The sequence below is a fragment of the Candidatus Binatia bacterium genome (assembly GCA_023150935.1).
Taxonomy (GTDB): domain Bacteria; phylum Desulfobacterota; class Binatia; order HRBIN30; family HRBIN30; genus JAKLJW01.
In genome coordinates, this window is sequence record JAKLJW010000003.1 from 133,867 (window position 1) to 156,839 (window position 22,973).

Here is a 22,973-nt window from a genome sequence, read left to right on the forward strand (position 1 = left end):
TCTCGACCGAATCCGATCGCAACCCAACCGAGCACTTACGAGGCCAGAACGCGCATGGAACTTGGCGAACACGAACTGCGTATCCGGTGCGACGGCGGCGACCTTCGCTTGCATCGGATAGAACACGGACTTCCCGTCGTCACCGCGGGCGACTTCCGCAACGGCCTTTACGGCATCGGCCGCGTCCAGGCCCACGACCGCGGCATGCAAATGGAACTCACCCGACTCGCCGTGAAAGGCCGCCTGGCGGAACACCTGCCCGCCGGCGAGGCCCTGCTGGCCATGGACACCGGCATGCGCCGTTACAACCTGTGGCACTTCGCCCAGCAGGCGGTCGCCGCCGTCGATCCGGAAACCTACGCCGAGGCGCTGGCCTTCTGCCAGGGCGTCAACGACCAGTTCCGCGATCGCCCGCCCGCGGAGTTCGCGCTCATCGACTATCGGCCGGAACCGTGGACTCCCGCCGACTGTCTGGCCGTCGCCAAGGTGGTCGCGCTGATCGACATGGACGAGACCCAGGGCTGGATCAAGAAACTGATCGTGCAGATGATCCAGGCGGGGGTCTCCGTCGCCATGTTGAAGGAGATCTTTCCTTACATGACCGAGGAGCCCTCGGCGGCGTACCTCGACGTCCTCAGGCAGGTAAAGCTCCCGCACCCCTACGTCCCCGCCACTGTCCCGTGGGCCGCCGTCCCCCGCCTGCGCACCAGCAGCCACTGGATGCTCTCGGGCACGCGCACCGTCACCGGCAAGCCCCTGCTCGCCGGCAGCCCGGAACTCGACACGGCACGGCTGCCCGCGATCTGGCAGGAGATCTTACTGCGCGTCGGCGACTTCTACTGCATGGGCGTCTACATCCCGGGCACACCCATGCCCGCCCTCGGCCGCACCAACACGCTGGCGTGGAGCGCCACTTACGCCGGCATGGACGCCATGGACTACTTCGTCGAGGAGGTGCGCGACGGCGCCTACCGGCGCGAAGACCGCTGGGTGCCGTTCGCCGTCCGCCAGGAAACCATCGCCGTCAAAGGCGCAGCACCCCGAATCGTACGCTTCTACGAGAACGAACACGGCGTCCTCGATGGCGAACCTGCCGCCGGGGGCTACTACCTCTGCCTCGCCATGTCGATGCGCGACGCCGGGGCGCAGACCCTCGGGCGCTTCACGCGCGCGTACCGTAGTCGGACCGTGTCCGAAGCCATGGAGCACTTCGCGCACGTCGACGCGCTGGCCTTCAACTGGGGTCTGGCCGACAGCGCCGGCAACATCGGTTATCGGATGAGCGGCCGTTGCCCAATCAGGCCGGCCGGCTGGCGCGGCTTCCTGCCGCTGCCGGGGTGGGACCCCCAATGCGATTGGCGCGGTCTCCACGACCCGGCGAAGCACCCTCGCCTCCTCAACCCCGAGTCGGGCTACTTCGGCACTTCCAATCAGGACCTCAATCACCTCACCGACGTACACATACAGAGCATGCCGATGAGCGACGACCGTGCCGCCCGAGTCGCCGAACGGCTGGCGGCCCGCACCGATCATTCCGCCGAGAGCACGCAACGCATGCAGTACGAGGTGTACGGCAAACACGCCGAACGCTTCATGCCCCTCCTCCGCACGCTACTCCCCGACACACCCAACGGCCGACTCCTGCGCCACTGGGACCTGCATTACGCATCGGATTCGCTGGCCGCCGACCTGTTCGAACGCGTCTACCGCGAGATCCTCCTGACCGTCTTCGGCGATGGCGGCGTGGGCCGCGAGGTCATCGCCTATCTGCTCGACAACAGCGAGATCTTCAACATGTACTACGGTCAATTCGACAACGTGCTGCATCGCGAGACGTCGCTCTGGTTCGGCGGCAGGACCCGCGAGGCGGTGTTCGGCGAAGCGATCGGACGCGCCCTGCTCGCCGACCCGGTCCATTACGGCAGCACCCGGATGGTAACGATGAAGAATATCGTCTACGGCAACGTCACCGCCGACTTCGATTACGGACCGATCGAGATCATCGGCGCGCGCGGCACCATTTCCCAGGGAGCGATCTTCAAGGCCCCGGGCGGACGCATCGGCACCTTCTCTCCCGCGATCCGTTTCGTCGCCGACATGGCCAACGACGACTACCACTCGTGTCTTGCCGGTGGCGCCTGCGAGCAGCCGGCGTCACCGTGGTACACCACGGGCGTCGCCGACTGGCTGGCCGGACGGTACAAAGTGGTGACGAGAGAGAAGCGGAGAGGAGCGAGTGGAGAGGAGTGAGGGGGGGGGAGAGTCGGTCGATGGGCCGGAGCGATAGGGGTGGGAGTAAGTTGGACTTACCCGGCGCGCCCCTGCCCCATCGCCGTGTTCGTTCGTAGCAGTGCCGCCGCCGAATCCGTGGCCGCGGTCGCAGCGTCGCCACCGACTTCCTCGAAACTGAATCGGAACCGGCGCAGCGTGAGACCGAGGTCCATGCAGGCCGAGGCCACCGCGTCGACCTGCTCGGGCTGCGGCGCGTGGTGGGCGAGAATTACTTCCTCCACACCGTGTCGCCGGACCAGCTCCGGCAGATGCTGCAGTCCGCCAAGTACCGGTACGCCATTCACCTGCGACCGCCATGTCGCCGGCGGGTCGTCCAGAAAACCCACGACCCGGAAACCGAGGTGCGGATTCTGCGTCGTCTCGCGCAACAGGGCCGCTCCACCGGCGTTGGCCCCATAGACCAACACGGGCCGCGCGTCGGTGATCGGCGCCGCCTTCAGAGCCTCCAAGAGCCGGAAAGAAAGCCGGCCACCCAAGACCAGGGTTGCCCCGAAGTAGAAGTCCAGCAGAAGCGTTACGACCGGACGCGGCGGTAAGCCATAGACCAACACCACCGCAGCCGCGGCAATACCCTCCGCCAAGACCAGCGCCTTGACGACCGCCAGAACGTCACCGGCGTTGGTGTATCTGTAGGTCCGGTAGTAGATGCCCTTGAACATGAATAGCCCGACCTTGATGGCGACCACCGGCAAGACGGTCCACAACAGATACTGGCGCACGCCCGGCAGCTCCAGTCCGCCGCTTGCCGCCAGCACGGCGGCGCCGTAGGCGAGCGCAAGGAAACCCGCGTCGACGGTGGCGTGAAAGCTGCGACGGTTGAACACCCGCGAGTCGAACAGGGGCAGCAACGTACCGCGGCGCAACACGTCGACCTCCCGATACCCGAGCCGGCGGAGGCCGAAGAACATCGCCAGGGCAGTGAGACCAACCAGCACGGCAAGCTGCGCGCCGCGCAGCGTTACCGCGAGAAAGGCCAACGCACCCAGCGCCACGCAGACCCCATAAAGAACGACCACGGCGCGATGGTACGTCAGGCCCATCTTCAGAAGCCGATGATGGATATGGTCGCGGTCCGCCCGCACGACGGACGCCGAACCCACGACCAGGAACCGGTACTCGTTCCGATTCGGATCGACGCGGACGACACTCAGGGCTCCCAGCACGCGGCGAACCATGGCCAGCAGGGTGTCGGCGATCGGCAAACCAAGCGCCAGGATAGGCGCCGCCACGATCACCGCCGTCGCCCCCTTGTGGGCACCCTGTATGGACAGCACCGCGAGCACGAAGCCGATGAACAGGGCGCCGGAGTCGCCAAGGAAAACCGTCGCCGGATGGAAGTTGTGGTACAGGAACCCGGCCAGCGCCCCCGCCAGCGCGACCGCAACCACGGCCGCCTCCACCCGGTCCGCCGTCAGCGAAATTGCAAAGATCGTCGCGCAGGCGATCAGACCGACCCCGGCCGCCAGCCCGTCGAGGCCATCGATGAGATTGAACGCGTTGGTGATGCCGATCACCCACAGCAGGGTCACCGGCACGCCGAGCCAACCGAGCGCGATGGGCTCGCCACCGAACGGGTTGCTAACCACCCAGATCCCGTAGCCCCCCGCCAGCACCAGCACACCCGCGACGACTTGCAGGGCGAGTTTCGCAAACGGCCCGAGCCCCCGAAGATCGTCGACGACCCCGCAGAGAGCCACCACCGCCGCCGCCAACAGGAACCACCCCCAGGCACCGTGCGCCGCGAATAGTGCCTGCAGGTAACGATCGGCCGCCACACCGACCGCAAGCGCGATCAACACCGCCGGGATCACCGCCAACCCCCCGAGACGGGGAATCGCGCCGGCGTGTTGCCGGCGGCCGCCGGGCCGGTCCACGGCTTCCAGCCAGCGCGCCAGTGCTGCCACCCGCGGCGTCAGGAGAAACGCCACGAGAAGCCCGACGAGGCTAACAAGAGCGTACTTCAGCATGATCGACCGGAGGCCACAGACCGGAAGCGGAAGGCAGACCTGCACCGTCGCGACACGGACCGGCGCGGGGCGCTCGATGGACCGGAACGGCGGTGCGGTGTGGGGCGTGCCATGACCTGCCCCCGAACGGGCGGCATGGTTCTACACCAACCCGGACAACGCCGAAACCGGATTTTGCGTTTACCCCGGCCCCAGTGGGAGCGCGAGGGTCCCGCTGGACACGACAGCGCTTAACGGACCGGCACCGCGTTTATCGGGGCAAGCCCGCCGGCGGGAACCAGCAGACCAGCCGCACCCCCGCAAGAATCCCCCCAAGACCTCAAGACCACACGCCCTCACTCCCTCAAGCCCTCGCCCCCGCCCCGCAGACGCTCGATATCCGCCCGCACCATCTCCGCAACCAGGGCGGCAAACGTGTACGACGGTTCCCAGCCGAGAACCCGGCGCGCCTTGCCGGCGTCGCCGACGAGCGTATCCACTTCGGCGGGCCGGAAGTGTCGCTCGTCGACCGCAACGTGCCGGCGCCAATCGAGTCCGACCTCGGCGAACGCGGCCTCGCAGAACTCGCCGACGCTGTGGTTGGTTCCCATGGCCACCACGTAGTCGTCGGCCTCCGGCTGCTGCAGCATCAGGTGCATCGCCCGCACGTAGTCGGCCGCATGCCCCCAATCGCGCCGCGCCTCGAGGTTTCCCAGGCGGAGGTCCTGCGCCAGCCCGAGTTTGATGCGCGCCACCCCCATGCTGATCTTGCGCGTGACGAACTGCGAGCCCCGCCGCGGCCCCTCGTGGTTGAAGAGAATCCCACTGCACGCAAAGGTCCCGTACGCTTCACGGAAGTTGCGTGTCAGCTCGAACCCAGCGCACTTGCTGATCCCGTACGGGCTGCGCGGATGGAACGGCGTCGTTTCCCGCTGCGGGGTCTCGCGCACCTTCCCGAACATCTCGCTGGAGCCCGCGAAGTAAAAGCGGCATTGCGGCTGCACCGCCCGCAGCGCGGAAAGGACGTGCAGGGTGCCGTTGATGTTCGTGTTGAGGGTAGAAAAGGCGTCGTCGAAGCTGTCGCCCACGAAGCTCTGCGCCGCCAGGTGGTAGCACTCGTCGAACTGCGCGCGGCCGAATACCTGCAGAATGCTGGCGTAGTTTTCGACCGTCGCCGAGTGCAGCGTCAGCCGCTCCCTGATATGCGCGAGGCGCGCGAAACGAGCCGTCGAGTCCTCGATCGCCACGGGCCGCACCAGACCGTACACCTCGTACCCTTTCGACAGCAGAAGCTCGGCCAGGTAACTGCCGTCCTGGCCGCTAATGCCGGTGATTAGTGCACGCCGAGTCATCGGATAATCCTCCCTGCCGAGCGGCTCGGCTCTATGCGCCTATCTTCTCTCCGACCGCCACCAGACCCATGCCCCTGCGAAGTTCGAAGTGACGTTCGAGCCGCAGCCACGGCACGAGAAGATTGGCGAAGCGCACCTGGACACCGGGTACGGTCTTGCGCCGCAGTACGCGGGCGTTCAGCCACCAGGCCAATATCCCCGGAAGGTTGAAGTAGAAAGCCTGACGAACCCTGAATCCCGCCCGTTCGAGCCTGGCAACCAGCTCCTCGCGGTCGTACCGGCGATAATGCCCGACGGCCCGGTCGATCTCGCCATAGAGCGATCGCATTGCCGGCACCTGCAAGACGAGTCGCCCACCCGCCGGCAGGAGGCCGGCGAAGGTCGCCAGCGCTTCCTCGTCGCGTTCGATGTGCTCGAGCACGTTGAGGCACAGGATCGTATCGAAGCGTTCGTCGTGCAGGTGCGCGATTTCCGCCGGGTTTTCCCAGTCGGTGGCGCGAACATCGATATTCGGGAAGCGGTCGAGGGTACGGTGCAGCACTTCGAGATGGTGCGGATCGCTGTCCGTAGCCACGACCCGTTCGCGGTTGCGCATGAAGCTGGTAATCGTGCCGATGCCGCTGCCAACCTCGAGCACGCGATCGCCCACCCACTCCGCGCACAGGCTCCACACCCATTCGTTGTAGCGCCGCGCCGCCCGTAGGCGCTTGAGCGTCTTGTAGCCCGAGTGCTCGTCTTCGAGTTCGTCGACGAACATGTACTTCAGGATGGTCCAGACGGCCGCGAAGCCGTCCTTCCAGCCGATCTTCTTGCCCTCCCAGTACTCGCGGCCGCGGTAGCTGATCGGCACCTCGTACACGCGGCAACCGAGCTTGGCGATCTTCGCCGTGATTTCCGGCTCGATGCCGAAGCGGTTGGAGGTCAGGTGCAGGCGGCGGATGACGTCGGTGCGGAAGACCTTGTAGCAGGTCTCCATGTCGGTGAGGTTGAGGTCGGTGGCCAGATTCGAAAGCAGCGTCAGCAGCTTGTTGCCGAGCGTGTGACGGAAGAACAGCACACGCCGCGGCGAGCCCGTGAAGCGGGAGCCATAAACCACGTCGGCGTCGCTGTTGACGATAGGATCGATGAGGCGCGGGTACTCCGATGGATCGTACTCCAGGTCGGCGTCCTGGACGATGGTCACACTGCCGGCAACCTGGGCGATCCCGGTGCGCACGGCAGCACCCTTGCCGGCATTCTGTCGATGAAAGAACACGCGGATCCGATTCATCGGATCGGGCGCCGCTTCCGCCGCCGCGCCGATCGCGCGGACGACTTCCGTGGTGCCGTCCGTGGAGCAGTCGTCGACCAGAACGATCTCCTTGCGTATCGGCACGGCCCGGACCCGGTCGAGCAACTGGCGCACGGTGATGCGTTCGTTGAAGACGGGAATGATGACAGACAGCAGGAAGTCTGGCGGAGACTGGAGGCCGGGGTGTTGGGGCATGGGGACGGATTCGGGTCCGGATTTCCTATCGGGGGTTCCTGCCATCTGCAATCTCAACTCGCCCCTTCCTTCATCCCCTTGATGACCGCATCGAGGATGTCACGCAACGCCGTGCGGGGTCGGTCGCCGACGAGGCGCTCGAGTTTCTCCAGCGAGGGGACGCGGCGCTGCATGTCCTCAAAGCCGCGCGCGTACGCAACGTCGTACGGGACGTAGACGATCGGCGAGGCCGAGCCGGTCTGCGACTTGATGCGTTCGGCGAGGCCGGTCATGGTGACCTCTTCGTCGTTGCCGATGTTGACGATCTCGCCGACACCCGCTCCGCTGTCGGCGAGTTTGGCGAGAATGCGAACGACGTCGCCGACGTAGCCGAAACAGCGCGACTGCGTGCCGTCTCCGTACACGGTAATCGCCTCGCCGGCCAGCGCCTGCTGCACGAAGCGCGGTATGACCATGCCGTAGCGGCCGGTCTGGCGCGGGCCGACGGTGTTGAACAGGCGCACTATGCTCACCGGGACGCGGTACTCTTCCCAGTAGGCCATAGCGAGGAACTCGTCGATCGCCTTCGAGCAGGCGTAGCTCCAGCGGCGTTTGCTGGGCGGACCCATGAGCAGGTCGTCGTCTTCGCGAAAGGGAACGGCATCGCGCTTACCGTAGACCTCGCTCGTCGACGTGATCACCACGGGCCGTTTCTTCTTGGCGGCCATCTTCAGGACCACCTCGGTGCCGCCGATGTTGGTGGTGATGGTGCGAACCGGGTCCTCGACTATCAGTTGCACGCCGACCGCCGCCGCCAGATGAAACACCACATCGGCGAGGTCGACGAGTTCCGCGACCAGCGGGTGGTGCATGATCGAATCGATGTGGTACTCGAACCCCGGTTGCCCTTTGAGGTGGGCGATGTTGCTCATGGCGCCGGTGGACAGGTCGTCGACGACGATTACCCGGTCGCCGCGAGCGAGCAGGTACTCGGCCAGGTGGGAACCGACGAACCCGGCACCGCCGGTAATCAAGGCACGCATCTCATCTCCTTCGCTGGCAGACGCTCCGCAACGATAGTTCCGGAACCCGACCCTCAGACCCCCAAGCCCCCCGGGCCCTCAGGCCCCCGAATACACTCCCTCGTACCGCTCGACCATACGTTCCACCGTGAACTCCGTTTCTACGCGGCGGCGGCCGGCGGCGCCCATGCGAGCGCGCAGGTCGGGGTCGCCGAGCAACGTTCTTAGCGCGTCGGCAAGAGCCGAGGAACTACCGGGCGGCACGACGAGGCCGGTTTCGCCGTGTCGATTTACCCATGGGACGCCGGTGGGCAGATCGGTGCAGACCACCGGTCTGGCGTGGGCCATGGCTTCGAGCTGAACGACGCCGAATGCTTCGGCGGGCGTTACCGACGGCAGCACGAAAACGGCACAGCTCCGATACAGATCGGCGAGGCTGGCGTCGTCGACATCGCCGGTCAGGGTCAGTCGGTCGGCAACACCGATTTGGCGCGCCTGTGCAATCAGTTCGTCGCGCAGCGGTCCGGTGCCGACGATGGTCAATCGTGCCTCGGGTATGCGCGGCAACGCCGCAATCAGGTGATCGAAGCCTTTGTACGACACCAGCCGTCCCACAGCGAGCAGGTGCGGTGGGCCGTGTGGCGCTGGGCGACCGTTAGCGGAGATGGCGGTAAGGTCGATCCCGTAAGGAACGACGGCGGGCACGACGCCCGCGGCGCGGTGTTCGTCGACGAGGGCGGCGAGGGCGGGCGAGGCCATGACGACGCGAGCGGCGCGGGACCATACGCGTCGGAGCACGGGGCGCCACAGATTGCGTCCGATGCGCTGGCGGACGATAGCGCTGTGGCAACTGACGACGACCGGCGCGCGGGGCGGGGTCAGGAGCAGGGCGAGATCGGCGAGCGGGTTTTGCTGGTGCACGTGGACCACGTCGGCACCGCGGGCGAGGCGACGGAACGCGCTCAGAAATGCGGGTGACACCGACACCGAGCGCAGCATGCCGGCGCTGGCCGCGCGCACGACGTTGACGCCGCCGATACACTCGCGAACGGTCCGCGGCGCGGTGTTGGCAACGACACAGGTCACCGTATGTCCACGGCTCCGCAAGCCCTCGCACAGATTGCGCAGCACCGTTTCGATGCCACCCTTGTAAGGGTGGTAGAACTTCCCGACTTGAAGGACGCGCATGGGAACAGGACTGTCGATAGGCACCGAGGAGGGCGCCGCTTTACCGGGGCACGCACCCTTGCGCAGACACTTTACCGGCCACGTCGGCAATGACCTCGCGAAACCGGGGCACGATGGTGCCGGCCACCACGTGCTTCGTTAGCCAGGCGCGACCGTTGGTTCCCAGCCGATGTCGGAGTGGCGCGTCTTTGCCCAGCGCAATCATTGATTTGGCCAAGGCCGCGACATCCATCCACGGCGCCAACAATCCGGTCTCTCTGTGGCGCACCAATTCTGCCGGTCCCCAGCGGTCGACCGCCACCACCGGCACCCCGCACGCCATCGCCTCGAGGATAGCGCGCCCGAGCCCCTCCGGACCCCGATTCGGCTGCACCAGCACGTCAAGCGACGACATCACGGCGGGCATGTCGGCTCTCTGCCCAAGGAACCGCACACGATCGCCCAGGCCACGTGCGGCAACCATCGAACGCAACTCGTCGGCGAACTTCAAGCGCTTCTCGGTGCGATAGAAATTGCCCCCGACGACGAAGAAGCGCGCCTCCGGAACGGCCGCAAGTACACTGGGCGCCGCCGCGAGGAAGAGATCCTGACCTTTGAGCGGTGTGACCGCCCCGACGACGCCGAACCGCACCTCGGCGGGAGCGCGCGGCAGATCGACCGGGGGTGCGATTCCCGGCTGGAACCGGTCGAGATCGACGAGATTGTAGAGCACTTCGATGCGCGTGTCCGGAGGCAGCACCTGCCGCGCCTCACCGGCGACGTAGCGCGAGATCGCGATGCCGGCCGCACACCTCCCACCGCAGATCCGCAAGAGCGGGGTGGAAAGCCGCCGACCGGCCAGGCCGTCGCGCAAGTACCACACCATAGGCGTGTGCAGGCCCTTGGTAACCGCCGCACCGATCACATGACTCTTGATGCCGTTGGTCACCAGGCAATCCGCGTCGAGCCCGGCCAAAGTGCGCCGCAGACGGTGCAGCAACAAGGGCAGAGCCGAAACGGCCGACAGCGCCCCCGCGAGCCCCGACAGGCCGGCGCGTTCGCCGAATCCCATGAGTCGTGCCGGCCACGGGACGATTCGGCTCTGCACTCCGATCTCCGCGAGGCGCTGACGCAGCGGCCCGTCTTCCGGCAATAGAACCGTCGTCCGCGGGTTGCCGTCGAGGCGGCGCAACAGCTCGAGCAGACTGATCTCTGCGCCCCCGATATCGGCCACCGGATTCAAGAACGCGACGTGCATCACCATGGAACAGCGACAACCGTACCCTTCGTCACTGACGCGACAGCATCCGGGAGCACGCGTCCCAGACATCGTCCACGCCGATTTCGGTCAGACAGCGCGTACGCTCCCGGATGCAGACGTCAAGGTAGCAGTGCCGGCAGGGGACATCACGACGCAGCACGATGTGCTGGGAACCCCAGGGGAACCAGCTATACGCCGGCTCACGCGCCGAGAAGACGGCGACGCACGCGCCTCCGACAGCCGCCATCAGATGCATGGCGCCGGTATCGTTGCCGACGTAGAACGCGCAACGGCGGAGCAGCGCCGCCGACTCCAGTACGCTCAAGCAACCGGCAGCGTTCAGCCAGCGACCGCGCGGCCAGCGCGCGCCCACGACACATCCCGCCGCGGCTTCGTCGGCCCCGCCCACCACCACCAGATTGACCCCGGCGTCACTGATCAGACGTTCTCCTACGGTACCGTAACGCTCCACCGGCCAACACTTGATCGCCTGCTTCGACCCCGGACAAACCGCAACCAGAGGCCGCTCACCCTCGAGGCCGCCAGCCGCCATGACTTCGTCCACGCGCTGCTCGTGCCGCTCTCGGATCGGCACGTCGAACCGTACTTGCCCCTCCCCGACGCCTGCCGCACGCACGGAATCGAGCAACCGCACCACCTCCTGCGGATAGACCCGGGCCGTACGCTTAAGTCCACCGAAGTGGCCGACTTTGTCGGACGGGCACGATACAAAGCGGCCCACTCCCGCAAGCAGAAAGAACAAACGGTCGCGATAGGCGCGCAACACGGAGTTCTTGTCGCTGCCGAGATGCACCACAAGGTCGGGCCGCTGCGCTCTCACCCGCGCCGCAACGGCAACGATCTCCCGCGGATCGGCAAGGTCCGCGGGTCGGTATGTCACGAACGCATCGAACCACCCGAACTCCCTTAAGACCTCGTCGGCCCAGAGCTTGCCGCTCGCGTCGCTTGCGGTCATGTGTATGTAGCGCGCATCGGAGAACCGTTGCCGTACCGCATTGATAGCCGGCAAGGCCACCAGCGTGTCGCCAAGAGTGCCGCACCGGTATATGAGCACTCGCCGAGGCACCGCGCCTCTCACGATCCGAACTCCCGCAGCATCGTCCGGGCCCGGTCGGTGTAGGAATTCCCGGCGGCTATCGCCAGTGCGCGCTGCCGCAGCGATTGGGCCCAATGAGGATCGGCTATCACGCGGTCCAGGCAATCGTCGATCTCCGCGGGATCGCGATAGTAGAGCGCCGCTTCGCCCTCGGGAAACAACTCCGCCTGCTCCTCCGTATAGGCGGAGACCATCAGACCGCCGCTGGCTGGGATCTCGAACGTACGCATGTTGTGTCCAGGCATGTTCAGGTCGTCGACAACGTTGAGCGACGCGCCTGCCGCGGCGTACTGCCGCGCACAATCGGCCCCGAACGCCGGCCGGCGGTGGATTACGTGCCTGTCCGAAAATGCCATCCGAGCCCGCTCCCATCTCGCACCCCACAGGGCGACGGCGTGCCTCCGCACGGCCCCCACGTGCACCTCGCGCTTGTCGCTGTGCTGCCCGACAAAAGCCACCGCGTGCTGTACGCCGCACTCCTCGCACGCCGTCGCCCTGCCCGGTCGAAAGACCTCCGGGTCGGCCGCGAACGGCAAGAAAGAAGCCGTTACGCCATCGGCACGAAGCCGGTGCGCCAATCCTCGCTCCCAGATCCACACGTGGTCGTATGCCCGGAGAGCGTCGAGGAGGTTGCGGCGCTGGGCGGACGTCTTGCGCGGGTTCCACGGGATCCCGCAATAGGGATTGTCCGGATAGTAATTCGCGAAAGGCACGCCAAGCTCGCGACGCACCAGCGCGATCGTTGCCGGCTCCAGGTACGCCCCCTTGAAGGCGACCACGAGCCGCGGCCGCACCTCGCGCGCCGCCTCCACCGTCGCAGCGTTGATCCGCCGCCAGTAAACGCTTCGCAACGCGCGCCGTATCCACCGGTTCCCGGCGCCGACACCCGCCTGAAAGTAAGCCCGGTCCGAGTCGAAGCGATGCACGTCACACGACAACCGCTCGAACGCCCGGGCGTAACTCTCCGGCAATTGACCCGGGCCGCAGGGCCCAATCACAAGGACGCGGTCGGTCGTCATCGACTCCCGCAAGCGAGGCCAATCACCCCACCGGCCGCTCAGGGCGACCGGCGGACGACCCCGAGCGCACCGCGACGCCTCGATCTCGGCGACGCGACGCCGGCACCCCGCGCGTTACCGCACCCGGAACACGCCACATCATACCCACGCTCCAACCGAGAGCGGTCATGACGATCAGCGTCTGAACGAGAGTTCCAACCACCAGCACGAAGTCGCGCTCGACGCTGGCAAAACTCAGCGCGCCGAACAGAAGAACCGACACCGCCCCTACCCCGGGAGAGGCGCGTTGGGCCCAGCCGTCACACAAGCCCAGAATCATGCCCCAGACGAGGCCACCGAGCAGGACATACATCGGTCCGTTGGCACGGTACAGGTCGCCGGCCATCGAAGGCGCAATGGCGGCCGGGTTCTCCCGGTCGTACCGATCCGTCCAGATCGTCGTCGAGAAATCGAATCCGCGCTGGACCAGCTCTTTGTTCTCGTAGAACAACCGCGGTACGAACGCGCGCAAGGCCGCATCGAAGAACACCTGTCGGTCTTCGAATGGATAATCGCTCGGCACCCGGTCCACCGTAAGAAGCAGCGAGTCGAAGCCGTGGAATCGCCGCAGCGCCTGCAACCACGCCACCTCAGTCGGGTCGCTTCCGCCCCATAGATCCTCGGCAAGGACCTCGTCGACCGAGTACCCACTCCACTGCACCATTCGCGCCGCGTTCACGAGCACCGTGCTGCCCAGGACCAATGTCACGGCGCCCGCCGCCACTACGGAAAGGCGATAACGCCTGCCCGCAAAAAGGCCCGCAACAAAGGGAAGCAACACGACCAGGAGCAGATGTTCGCGGTAAGGGCTGAGCGCCACCTGCAACACGCCGGGAAATAGACTCGCCATCCGCGCGGGCGTACCTCCAAGCGGTTCGCGCCCGCGGTAATGGTCCCACCAGGCCAGACCCGCCGGGAGGACCCAGAGACGCCCGACCACGCCGAGCGGGGTAATGAAGGCGAGCGGAATGTCGAACGGACCGTTACCCAGAGCGATACATGCCGTACAGATCGCGGTAAGCAGAAACCGCGGCACCTGCGCCGACGGATCGGCCAAGGGCTCGATCGCCACGAAGAGCCCGCGCCCGGGCACACGCACCAATGCGGCGTAGCCCACGACCAGGAAGAGCCAGTATCCGCCCGCCAGAAGGAGGGTTTCGTTTACGATCGCTGCAGGCCGATCGGCAAGTCGATAGGTCAGATTGCCGAACAATACGCTATCGTAGGAAAGCAGGGCGTATCTGACGACGAAGTTCAAACCAAATCCCAGCCACACGAAGCCAAACAGCGACATCGGCACCGCCCACAGCCGCCGCTGCCACCATCGCGGGCAAACCATCGCGCTGGCCGCCCACACCAGTATCACCACCACGGAGATCGGCCAGGTATAGGAGTCGGCAGCCAGACCGATCGCATTACCCATCTAGATCCACTTTCTAGTCAGGCGCCGACCAGCGCGGCCAACACCGGTGCGAACTGACGCTCGTAGTTCCATTCGTCGAGTACCCGTTGCCGACCTCGCTCGCCCATGGCGCGCACCTCTTCCCGGTTGCTGGCGAACCAGCTCAATGCGGCACCAATGCTCGCCGGGTCGTCCGGGTTGCAGGGTCTGGCCAGGCCCGCCTCCACGAAAGCCGCTCGCCAGTCGGACAAATCCGATACCAGCAATGCCATACCCTGCGCCAGATAATCGAAGACCTTGTTGGATGCCCCAACCATGTGGCGATGGTTAACGTCGGTGGTCGTCATCGGCATGCAAGCGAATCCCACGTCAGCCGAACGACTGGCCGCCCACAATCCCGAGCGGGTGGTCGCCGGACGTAGCTCGACGCGGTCGCCAACTCCGATCTTGCGCGCCAACGTTCTCAGCCGATCCAGATACCCGCGAGCCCCGATGGTTTCGTAACCGACGATCCGCAGGCGCACGCGCTCTCCCAGATCGCCCAGAGCTACCAGCAAACTCTCCGGTACCAGCAGACGATTAACGCTGCCGTGATAGTAGGCGGTCAAAGGGCCGCCGTCGCTCGGAGCGCGCACCCCGCCCACCTCGGAACGCCGGGGACAATTCCAGACCACCACCACGGCGCGGCTCCCGGTCTCGGCCGCCAGCAACGCGGCGCGCTCGCTGTTCGGAACGATGCAGAACCTGGCCGCGCGCGCCACCCGCCGGCGCGCGCGCATACACAACCTGGTCAGCGCACCCATCCCATCCGTCCGCGGCGCGTCGTGTTCATGGTACGCGACCGGCATAACGCGGCTCCCACTCAACAGCAGCACCGGCGGCGTCGAAAGGAGGTCCGAGGCGTATACCCAGTCCGGACGCCAGCGTATCCCGGTGGCAATCGCGTGCTGACAGAAACGCAGATACCCGGTTCGCTGCCTCCAACCGCTACCGGCGTTGGGCAACTGGCTGACACTGATGCCCGCAGTAGGTTCGATATCCAGGCCTTCCGTGCCGTAAGAACCCGCACAGACGAATTTCACTTCCCAGCCACGCTCGGCCAGCATGCGCGAGCTGTGCATCAGCGGCGGAAACCCACCGGAAGGCGCGTACTGTATGTAGAGGATGCGACGACGAGCGGACATGACAGGTTGTCTGGCTGAAAGGTATCGACCTTACTGTAGCGCTCGGCACCGGACGCCGGCTTTCGCCGAGATGACGGGGGGCGCCATCTCTCAGCGCGGGCTGGCGCCCGCAACCCAAAGCGAACAACTAGCCCGTTCGCCCCGAGTAGGAGCCCTTCCCCTGGGCTCCGTATCGAGGGGCGCGCCCCTGCCGAGCCGGTCCCTCGATACGCAGCCTGAGAAGACGGCTGCTACTCGGGACGAACGGCGAGGCGCAGCCGCTCCATGGCCTGAAGATTTCGTCGCGCCCCACGCAGAAATCGGGCGATAGTAGAATAGTGGATCAGGGTGAGCGGGGTCGCATCATATAGAATACGTTGGCGAATTAATGAACCAGAGTACTAAGCGACGGGCAGCCCGGCCACAAACGTCTCGCGCAGGCCTTCGATCAACGACGTCGCCGGCCGGCCCACACACCCGGTCAGCCGGGTCACATCGGGACGCAACACGTCACGCTCCACCGTGCGACACTTCTCCGGCACGCTGGTCGCCTCGAGCGGCAGGCCAGTGGCCTCCCTCAGTGCCGCCACCAGCTCCTCAACCGTCCACCCGCCGCCGGTGCCGACGTTGACTACGTCCGGCGGGTCGTCCACTTCGAGCAGACGGCGGAAAGCCGCCGCGACGTCGCGCACGAAGACGTAGTCGCGGACCGGCCACAGGTTACCCAGCTCCAACCGCCGCACCCCCGCCTGCACCTGCTTGACGATCTCCGGAATCAGGTGCGGATTCGTCTCGCCCGGGCCATAGACATTGAACAGCCGCACGACGACGCGCCGCGGCACGCCCGGCATACGGTCGAGATGCACCGCTTGCTCGGCCATCCACTTCGAGAGCCCGTAGGCATTGAACGGCGCCACCGCATCGGTTTCCCGGTGCGGCTCCCGCGCCGGCCTGTAAACGTCGCCGGTAGACACCAGCAGGAATCGGCGCACCCCGGATGCCTTCGCCGCCTCCCACACTCTTTGCGTGCCGACGAGATTGATCTCGTACGTTCCCGCCGGATCGGCGACGCATTCCGGAATGAAGTGCCGCGCCGCCAGGTGAAAAACCAACTCGGGCCGGCCGGCGGCAAACGCCGCCGCCACGTCATCGGCACGGCGCACGTCGCCGCGAACGAACCAAAACGACGGGCGACCGAAAAAGTCCGCCATGTGTCGCTCCGTCCCCCGCGAGGTGTTGTCGAGGCCGGTAACGTCATACCCGGCAGCCAACAACTGCCGCGTCAACTCGGAACCGACAAAACCGGCACAACCTGAAACGAATGCGTGCATGTGTCAGCCGCGGGCCGTCCGCTGCAACCGGTCGCTAGCGGTCCGGCGGCGGGCCTCGTCACTCATATGGTCCCAGAAAGCGCTCGCCGTTGAAGTGGATGATGTGCGACGGAAGAGGATCTCGTCAACGAGGCGATCAAGCTCTTCCTGCCCAGGAAAACACTTCCCAATCCGGCGCCCGAGATCGACGAGAGCAGAACGTGTGGGATAGGGCAGTGACCGCAAATCGGAGGCGTTGACCTGCGTGTGACCGCTGAACTGCCTGAAATATGCGTCTACGAGCGACGAGTTCAGGTACGCTGCGAGCCCCTTAGCGAGGGTTGCCGGGAGACCGGCGCCGCGCGCATGGAAGTAGTTCAAGTGGTTCTCGAAAGCGACCTGTGGTGCGTTGACACGCATCGGGTCGTAGACGGCCGCAACAATGCGCCTCCGTTCCTCCTTCGCCGAGAATCGCCTCGTCAATACGTAATGGCCTTCCGGGACCACCAGTTCGTGCGCCCTTGGCCCGAGAGCGAGCGCGTTCGGCTTGCGTGTATTGCCATTCGGCCATTCGACGAAACCCTGCTTGAAGTGACAGGGGTGGATGAGCGGCACCGTGTTCTTTCCCGGTTGGGAGCGAAGTAGGTCGCGGGCTCGGAAATCGACAACCCGCCCCGTGGACACCGTGAATCCGAGGTTGGCAATTGCCCCTTCCAGCCTGCTGATCTGATCACGGGTCGACTCGCCGTCTTTGTCCGCGACGACGTGCATGACAGCGTGGCGATCGCTCGGCCGAATAAGCTCGTCGTGCTTGATCCGTCGCATGCGCAGGTCGGCGCCACCCGGCTCAGCGCTCGCGGAGACCACGACGGCGGCGCCGTCTTCGGTGTTCTTCACGGCGTGAAAGACCACGTTTTCTTGTAGGACCTTGTCGTCCGCGAAGGCTGTATCGCGCGCGTCGAATACGTGTACGCGACGGAAACGCATGTCTCGCAAGAAGTAGCGGCGAAACGGCTCGAAGTACGGACCGTTGCAGAAGCTCCTCGGGGTGATGGCGACCATCTCTCCGCCCGGAACCAGCAGTCGCGCCGCAACCGCCACGAAGCCCGTGTACAGGTTTGTCGTCTCCAGCCCTACGGAACGAAGGAGCGAGCGCTCCCGGGACTCCGTGCGGATCTTGCGGTAGGGCGGGTTGAGGATGGCGAAGTCGAATCGCTCCTGTTCTCCCTTTGCAAAAAGATCACCGGCGAGAGCCTTCGTACCTGCCTCAAGAAAGTCGTTGTCTACAAGCCGGGCCTGAAAGACAACGCCAGATTCCTCGCATCCGACCCGGCAGAGATCCAGTGTCTCGCGTAAATAGCCGGCAAGCAGCGGATCGATCTCGTAAGCCGTGAGAGCGATCTTAACTGGGCGCCTGGGCAGTTGGCACAGCGCGACGACCAGGGCTGCGCCCAGCGCGCCGACCCCGGCACCGGGGTCTACGATGCGAACTTCGGACTTGCTGCAGCCGAACATGGCCGCCATGAAGGTTGCGATCGGTGTGGGCGTGAGGAATTGTCCCATCTGAGCACGGTGTCCTGGGTCCAAGCGCTCGGAGGCCTCCTTGCGGTACGCGTCGACTACCGACAGCAGCCCACCGGCGCCTACCTCCCGAAGCTCGTGCTCTCGTGCGCTGATCATGCTCATCACCAGATCGCCATCCGTGTTACGCTAACAACACAACAACCGCCCACCAGGCCCCCAGGCCCTCAGCCCCCCAATCCCACCTTACCAAGCACCTCCACCATCTTCCCCGCTACCACGCCGGGCGAGAAGCTCCGCTCGATGCACGCCCTGCCAGCCTCCGCAGTTCGGCGGTGCATCGCAGGGTCGCGGAGCAGCTCGACGGTGTGGGCGACCAGATCGTCGTCCGTATCGCCCAGCCGCACCGCCGGGTCCGGATCGGCGTCGAGTCCTTCGAAGCCTTCGCTGTTGACCACGCACGGCACGCCGAAGGCCATGGCCTCCAGCACCTTCACCTTCATCCCGGTGCCGACCGGCGGCGCGTAGAGGAGCACGCTGAGGCGCGCGAATGCGGCTCTCGGATCGGGGAAGCTGTCGAGGATCTCGACGTCGGCGTCACGCACGAACGGGCCAACGAACCGCTGCGCCTGCCAGCCGCCAACCACGAAGCGCACCCCGGGCACGGCTGCACGAATGCGCGGCGCCAGCCGCTCGACGAAGTGCCGGGCGGCGTTGCGGCTCGGGGCCCAGAACATCGACCCGAGGACCCCCACCGTCGGCACCGCCGGTGGCGAGACCGGCTCGTACAGTGCCGGGTCGACGCAGATCGGCACCACGTCGATCGGCGCCCGCACCCCGTGCTCGCGACAGAACCTTTCGAGTCGGCTGCTCGTGGCCCGAATGCGGCCGACCCGGCGGGCGGTCGACAGCTCCGCGCGGCGCGCCTGCACGCGCTCGCGTCGGCGGTCGTCGCGGTTGTCGTCGCCGGCACGTGCCAGGTCCATGAATCGAAAATGATGCAGTGAGAGCAGAGTGCGACTGTCATCCTCGACTGCACGCGCCGTCTCCGGCATCTCGGCGAGGATTGCGTCGTAGTTGCGTCCCACCTCCGCGCGCGCCGCCCGGCCGAAATCCGACTGCGCCAGTTCCCAACCGCTCCGCCAGAGGCTGCGAAGCTTCCGTTCGAGCAGCGGCCGCGGCGCCGGAGGACCGAAGAAACGGAAGTCGATCGGCGCGCCCTCGAAGTATGCCATGCCGGCGCCGTTGGCCGCCGGCAACCGCACCGCAAGCACGGTCAGACGGCATCCTAGTCCGGCCATGCCTCGCAGCACGGGCCCGAAATACCGACCCACCGTGTTGCTCCAGGGGTCAGGCGCGTCGGGGAGAAGAACGAGGAGATTTCGGTTCGAGCCTAACGCCATAACGACCCGCACTGCTCATCCCGCGTGTGCCCGATCAGCGTCAGCGCATGACCCCAATATGGATCGAACGGGGTGCGGCGCTCGAAATGGAATCCGGTGTACCGCTCTATGCGCGCGGTGACCGGGTTGAGGAGGAACTGGTCCCAATCGCGCAGGAACGAACTGCCGTGAATGAACCATTGCGCCAGGCCGATCCTGCTCGCCATCCGATCCAGCTCGCGCCGCGTGTACGGGATCTCCAGCCCCCAGATCCACGTGCCGCGGGTTTCCTGCCACCACTTGCGGGCGCGATAGGGAAAGCAATGCGCGTTGGGAACGCTGATGGCAACCATGCCGCCGGGGCGCACGGCTGCCACATGGCCACGGCATGCCAGTTCGCGATCGTAACCTGCGAAGTGCTCGACGGTCCCGTACGATACCGCCACGTCGAACCGCCCGCGCAATTCGGGATCGAGCGCCAGCAAGTCTCCGGTGACACAGACCGGCTGCAGTCCGGCGACGCCGAACTTGAACCGCGCCAGATCCAGGGCGCGATCGTTAGCGTCGAGCAGGGTCGTGACCGCTCCCTCGATGGCGAGCAGCAACGAGATGTCCCCGGTTCCCGCGCCCAGCTCGATCGTCCGCAACCCGCGCACACCACCGAAGTGGCGCACCAAGGCATCGCGAATCGCGCGCCACCGCAGCGTACGCTGCTCGCGCCGGATCGTCTTACGCACGCCCTCTTCCGTCAGGTGTGTGTCCTGCCAGACCGCCCGCCACACCCCCGGCTGCGACCGGCTGGTCGAGGTCCCGTTCATGCAGCCACCCGCAGCGGTGCAACCATCCTGCTGACGAGTGCCCGGACTTCGTCCCGCGAAAACGCTCGTAAGACCCCATACAACGCGAGAACGCCGGCCAGTACGGCGAGGACGGCGAACGCCGCCAGACGCGACTTCACGAGCGCATCGAGTACGAACGCAAACGCACTACCGATGACGACCATCTCGAGAACCGGGAGAGCGACTCGCCACAGCATGAACGAAATCGGGTACCTCGCCATGCGCTGCCAGACGACCATTTGTCCGATACCGGCACCACCCAGGTAAATGCTCACCGCGATTCCGATCGCGTGCGCCGAACCCACCCAGGGTCCGAGAACCATCGCCGTCAACAGACCCGTTGCCGTAGCGATCGCCGACACCAGGCAGTTCACCCGCGGCTGATTCCAACCCTCGACACAACTCCCATCGAACGAACCGACCGACACGAGCCAGAATCCGACCGTGAGGATGCGCAGAAAGAACGTCCCGTTCGCCGCCATCTCGGCTCCAACCCACGCATCGAGGAATCGGTCGCCCCATAACAACAGGGCGATCGCGACGGCCGCCGTGAGCACGTGCACCATGCGCGCCCCGGCGAGGTACTGGCGGATGAACGGATCGCGATCGAACCGACCGACCGCGGCTATCGGATAAATCGCGTTCACCGCGGGCGCCCCGGCGATTACGTTTACCCGTTGCGAGAAGTTGAACGGCACGCTGTAGAACGGCAGCGCTGCCGCACCCGCCCAGCGCGCCATGAGGATCTTGTCACCCTGGAACATCAACATCTGGAAGAGCCGGGTCATATAGCTCCACAGCGAGAACCCCAACATACTGGAGAACTGCCGCCGGAACGCCGGCCAACCCGCCTGCTTACGCAACAACGCCGCACAGGCCAGGAACCCGGCGGCGAGCCCGACAGCGACACCGCCGCACTGCGCCGCCGCTGCACCGACAGCGCCGTGCCCGAGCCATGCCATGGCGGCGGCACCGCCGACCGAGAGCGTCAGCGTGCCGGACCCGAGCGCCGTCGCAATCGAGAACCGTCGCAGGCCCCGCAGGGTGTTCACAAACACCCCCGACACGCTCGAGCAGAGAAACGAAAGCGCCGAAAACCGGAGGACCACCGTCGCGGTGGCCGCATTCATCTCGTCGAACCGGAGCACCACGCGGCTTATCCATCCCGCCGCCACAATCACGACCGCCGCGAAGACGAGGCCGACAATAAGATGATACACGCTGGCCGCGGCTATCGTCGTACCAACGAGCGGTCGGTCCCGCTGTGCGTCGGCCTCGGCAACAAACTTCGCCGTCGTCCACCCGAGGCCGAGATCCAGATACGACCCGAGCGCGGCAACCGAAAAGGCAACTCCGTAGATCCCGTACTCCGTCAGACCCAACCCGCGCACCATGATCGGCACGCTCAACAGACCGAGGAGGATGCTCCATATGGCCGCCGCGAACGACAGGACTCCTGCGCTCAGGAGCGACTGGCGGGTGGAGTCGGGCATCTGCGAACCGCAGCGGTCGTGGCGGCGGAGCGTGCCGCGGCCGACCGCGCGCGCCAGGTCCGTCGTGAACGCGCCAGCACCTGTTCATAAACTTGCAACGTCTCTTCCGCAGTTCGCCGCCACGAGAACTGCCGGACCCGCGCAAAGCCCCGCGATCGCAGGTCGGCGCGCAGGCCAGCGTCCGCTGCCGCCCGCTCCATCAAACGCGCCAGCGCAACCGGATCGTCGGGATCGAAGTACATCGCCGCGTCGCCGGCAATCTCGGGAATTGCCGTTCGTCGCGCGGCGAGAATGGGCGTACCGCACGCCATCGCCTCGACCAACGGCAGACTGAACGACTCCCACACGGAAGGGTTCACGAACAACTCGGCGCCACGGTAGAGCGCCGGCAGGTCTGCCGTTTGCGCCTCGATCAACCGTAGCTTCGGAAAGCAGGGGTGGTCTCGCCAGCGGCGAACCAGATCGGCGTATCCGTAGCGGTGCAAGCCCACGACCACCAACTGGCGATCGGGAAGCTCGGCGCGCGAAAACGCCTCGATCAGTCCGACGACGTTCTTGCGCGGATCGTACCCGCCAACGAACAGAAGGTAGGGGGCATTCACCTCGTACCGCTGCCGCGTCGCAACATCCCCGGCGGCGGGCTCGGCCGAGAACTCCTCGGATGGAGCCAGATGTACCCGATGCACACGTCTTGCCGGCGCCACCCCTAACCGCACCAGCGTCTCCCGCGTCGTATCCGACACCGTCAGCACCGCGTCCGCACACCAGCGATTGATCAATTCGTTCTTCCAGTACCACGCCACGCGTTTTCGTCCCGGAAACAACGTCCGCCAGTGCGTACGCTCGTAGGAGTCATGGACCGTGACCACGAGCGGACACGGCGACCAGACCGGCAGACCACGATCAGCGGGGGCGTGGAAGACATCGATCCTCTCGCGGCTCAGCCGCCGGGGCAGGGCCCAGTCGTACCACATGAGTTCCCGCGACGCGTCGAAGACGACGACACGGGCTCGCACCCCCGCGAGGTGCTCCGGAAGGACCGGTTTCCGGGCGAACAACACCAGGTCGAGGTCGGGCAACCCGGACAACGCACGCAGCAAATTGGCTGTGTAGCGAACCAGCCCGCGGGTCTCGTTCGACTGAAGTACGTTCGCGTCGAAGCCAATTCTCATTGACATGCACC

Annotated in this window: 17 protein-coding genes; 1 reads left to right on the plus strand and 16 read right to left on the minus strand. The window is 65.9% G+C overall.

The window, feature by feature from the left end:
• Positions 1-54 precede the first annotated feature (54 nt).
• Positions 55-2,250 (plus strand): penicillin acylase family protein, encoded by a 2,196-nt coding sequence (locus L6Q96_03795; GenBank protein MCK6553696.1) that lies wholly within the window; start codon positions 55-57, stop codon positions 2,248-2,250.
• A gap of 56 nt (positions 2,251-2,306) precedes the next feature.
• On the opposite strand, the gene L6Q96_03800 is transcribed toward L6Q96_03795, so the two are convergent.
• From L6Q96_03800 to L6Q96_03875, 16 genes are all read right to left on the minus strand, one after another.
• Complete coding sequence (locus L6Q96_03800; protein ID MCK6553697.1) at positions 2,307-4,259, minus strand: hypothetical protein; 1,953 nt, start codon at positions 4,257-4,259, stop codon at positions 2,307-2,309.
• Between the two features lie 335 nt (positions 4,260-4,594).
• Positions 4,595-5,590 carry a GDP-mannose 4,6-dehydratase gene (locus L6Q96_03805; GenBank protein ID MCK6553698.1) on the minus strand — a complete coding sequence of 332 codons (996 nt, stop codon included), beginning with the start codon at positions 5,588-5,590 and terminating at the stop codon, positions 4,595-4,597.
• Between the two features lie 31 nt (positions 5,591-5,621).
• Positions 5,622-7,076: a bifunctional glycosyltransferase/class I SAM-dependent methyltransferase gene (locus L6Q96_03810; protein ID MCK6553699.1), complete on the minus strand. Its 1,455-nt coding sequence runs from the start codon at positions 7,074-7,076 to the stop codon at positions 5,622-5,624.
• A 53-nt stretch (positions 7,077-7,129) separates the two neighbouring features.
• Complete coding sequence (locus L6Q96_03815; protein MCK6553700.1) at positions 7,130-8,098, minus strand: GDP-mannose 4,6-dehydratase; 969 nt, start codon at positions 8,096-8,098, stop codon at positions 7,130-7,132.
• Between the two features lie 78 nt (positions 8,099-8,176).
• Positions 8,177-9,265: a glycosyltransferase gene (locus L6Q96_03820; GenBank protein MCK6553701.1), complete on the minus strand. Its 1,089-nt coding sequence runs from the start codon at positions 9,263-9,265 to the stop codon at positions 8,177-8,179.
• Between the two features lie 40 nt (positions 9,266-9,305).
• Entirely contained in the window at positions 9,306-10,508 is a 1,203-nt protein-coding gene (locus L6Q96_03825) for a glycosyltransferase family 4 protein (GenBank protein MCK6553702.1), read from the minus strand.
• 25 nt (positions 10,509-10,533) lie between these two features.
• Complete coding sequence (locus L6Q96_03830; GenBank protein ID MCK6553703.1) at positions 10,534-11,580, minus strand: glycosyltransferase family 9 protein; 1,047 nt, start codon at positions 11,578-11,580, stop codon at positions 10,534-10,536.
• Between the two features lie 20 nt (positions 11,581-11,600).
• Positions 11,601-12,641 (minus strand): glycosyltransferase, encoded by a 1,041-nt coding sequence (locus L6Q96_03835; GenBank protein ID MCK6553704.1) that lies wholly within the window; start codon positions 12,639-12,641, stop codon positions 11,601-11,603.
• 22 nt (positions 12,642-12,663) lie between these two features.
• Positions 12,664-14,103: a hypothetical protein gene (locus L6Q96_03840; protein MCK6553705.1), complete on the minus strand. Its 1,440-nt coding sequence runs from the start codon at positions 14,101-14,103 to the stop codon at positions 12,664-12,666.
• A 17-nt stretch (positions 14,104-14,120) separates the two neighbouring features.
• Positions 14,121-15,266, minus strand: coding sequence for a glycosyltransferase (locus L6Q96_03845; protein ID MCK6553706.1), 1,146 nt, complete (start codon positions 15,264-15,266; stop codon positions 14,121-14,123).
• A gap of 380 nt (positions 15,267-15,646) precedes the next feature.
• A complete protein-coding gene (locus L6Q96_03850; protein MCK6553707.1) occupies positions 15,647-16,576 on the minus strand; it encodes an NAD-dependent epimerase/dehydratase family protein in 930 nt (309 codons plus the stop codon).
• A 3-nt stretch (positions 16,577-16,579) separates the two neighbouring features.
• A complete protein-coding gene (locus tag L6Q96_03855) occupies positions 16,580-18,241 on the minus strand; it encodes a class I SAM-dependent methyltransferase (GenBank protein MCK6553708.1) in 1,662 nt (553 codons plus the stop codon).
• Between the two features lie 62 nt (positions 18,242-18,303).
• Positions 18,304-19,377, minus strand: coding sequence for a glycosyltransferase (locus L6Q96_03860; protein MCK6553709.1), 1,074 nt, complete (start codon positions 19,375-19,377; stop codon positions 18,304-18,306).
• Between the two features lie 92 nt (positions 19,378-19,469).
• Entirely contained in the window at positions 19,470-20,276 is an 807-nt protein-coding gene (locus L6Q96_03865; GenBank protein ID MCK6553710.1) for a methyltransferase domain-containing protein, read from the minus strand.
• Positions 20,273-21,790 carry an oligosaccharide flippase family protein gene (locus L6Q96_03870; protein ID MCK6553711.1) on the minus strand — a complete coding sequence of 506 codons (1,518 nt, stop codon included), beginning with the start codon at positions 21,788-21,790 and terminating at the stop codon, positions 20,273-20,275. The genes L6Q96_03865 and L6Q96_03870 overlap by 4 nt, the downstream gene beginning before the upstream one ends.
• Positions 21,760-22,968 carry a glycosyltransferase family 4 protein gene (locus L6Q96_03875; protein MCK6553712.1) on the minus strand — a complete coding sequence of 403 codons (1,209 nt, stop codon included), beginning with the start codon at positions 22,966-22,968 and terminating at the stop codon, positions 21,760-21,762. Before L6Q96_03875 ends, L6Q96_03870 begins: the two co-directional genes overlap by 31 nt.
• Positions 22,969-22,973 lie beyond the last annotated feature (5 nt).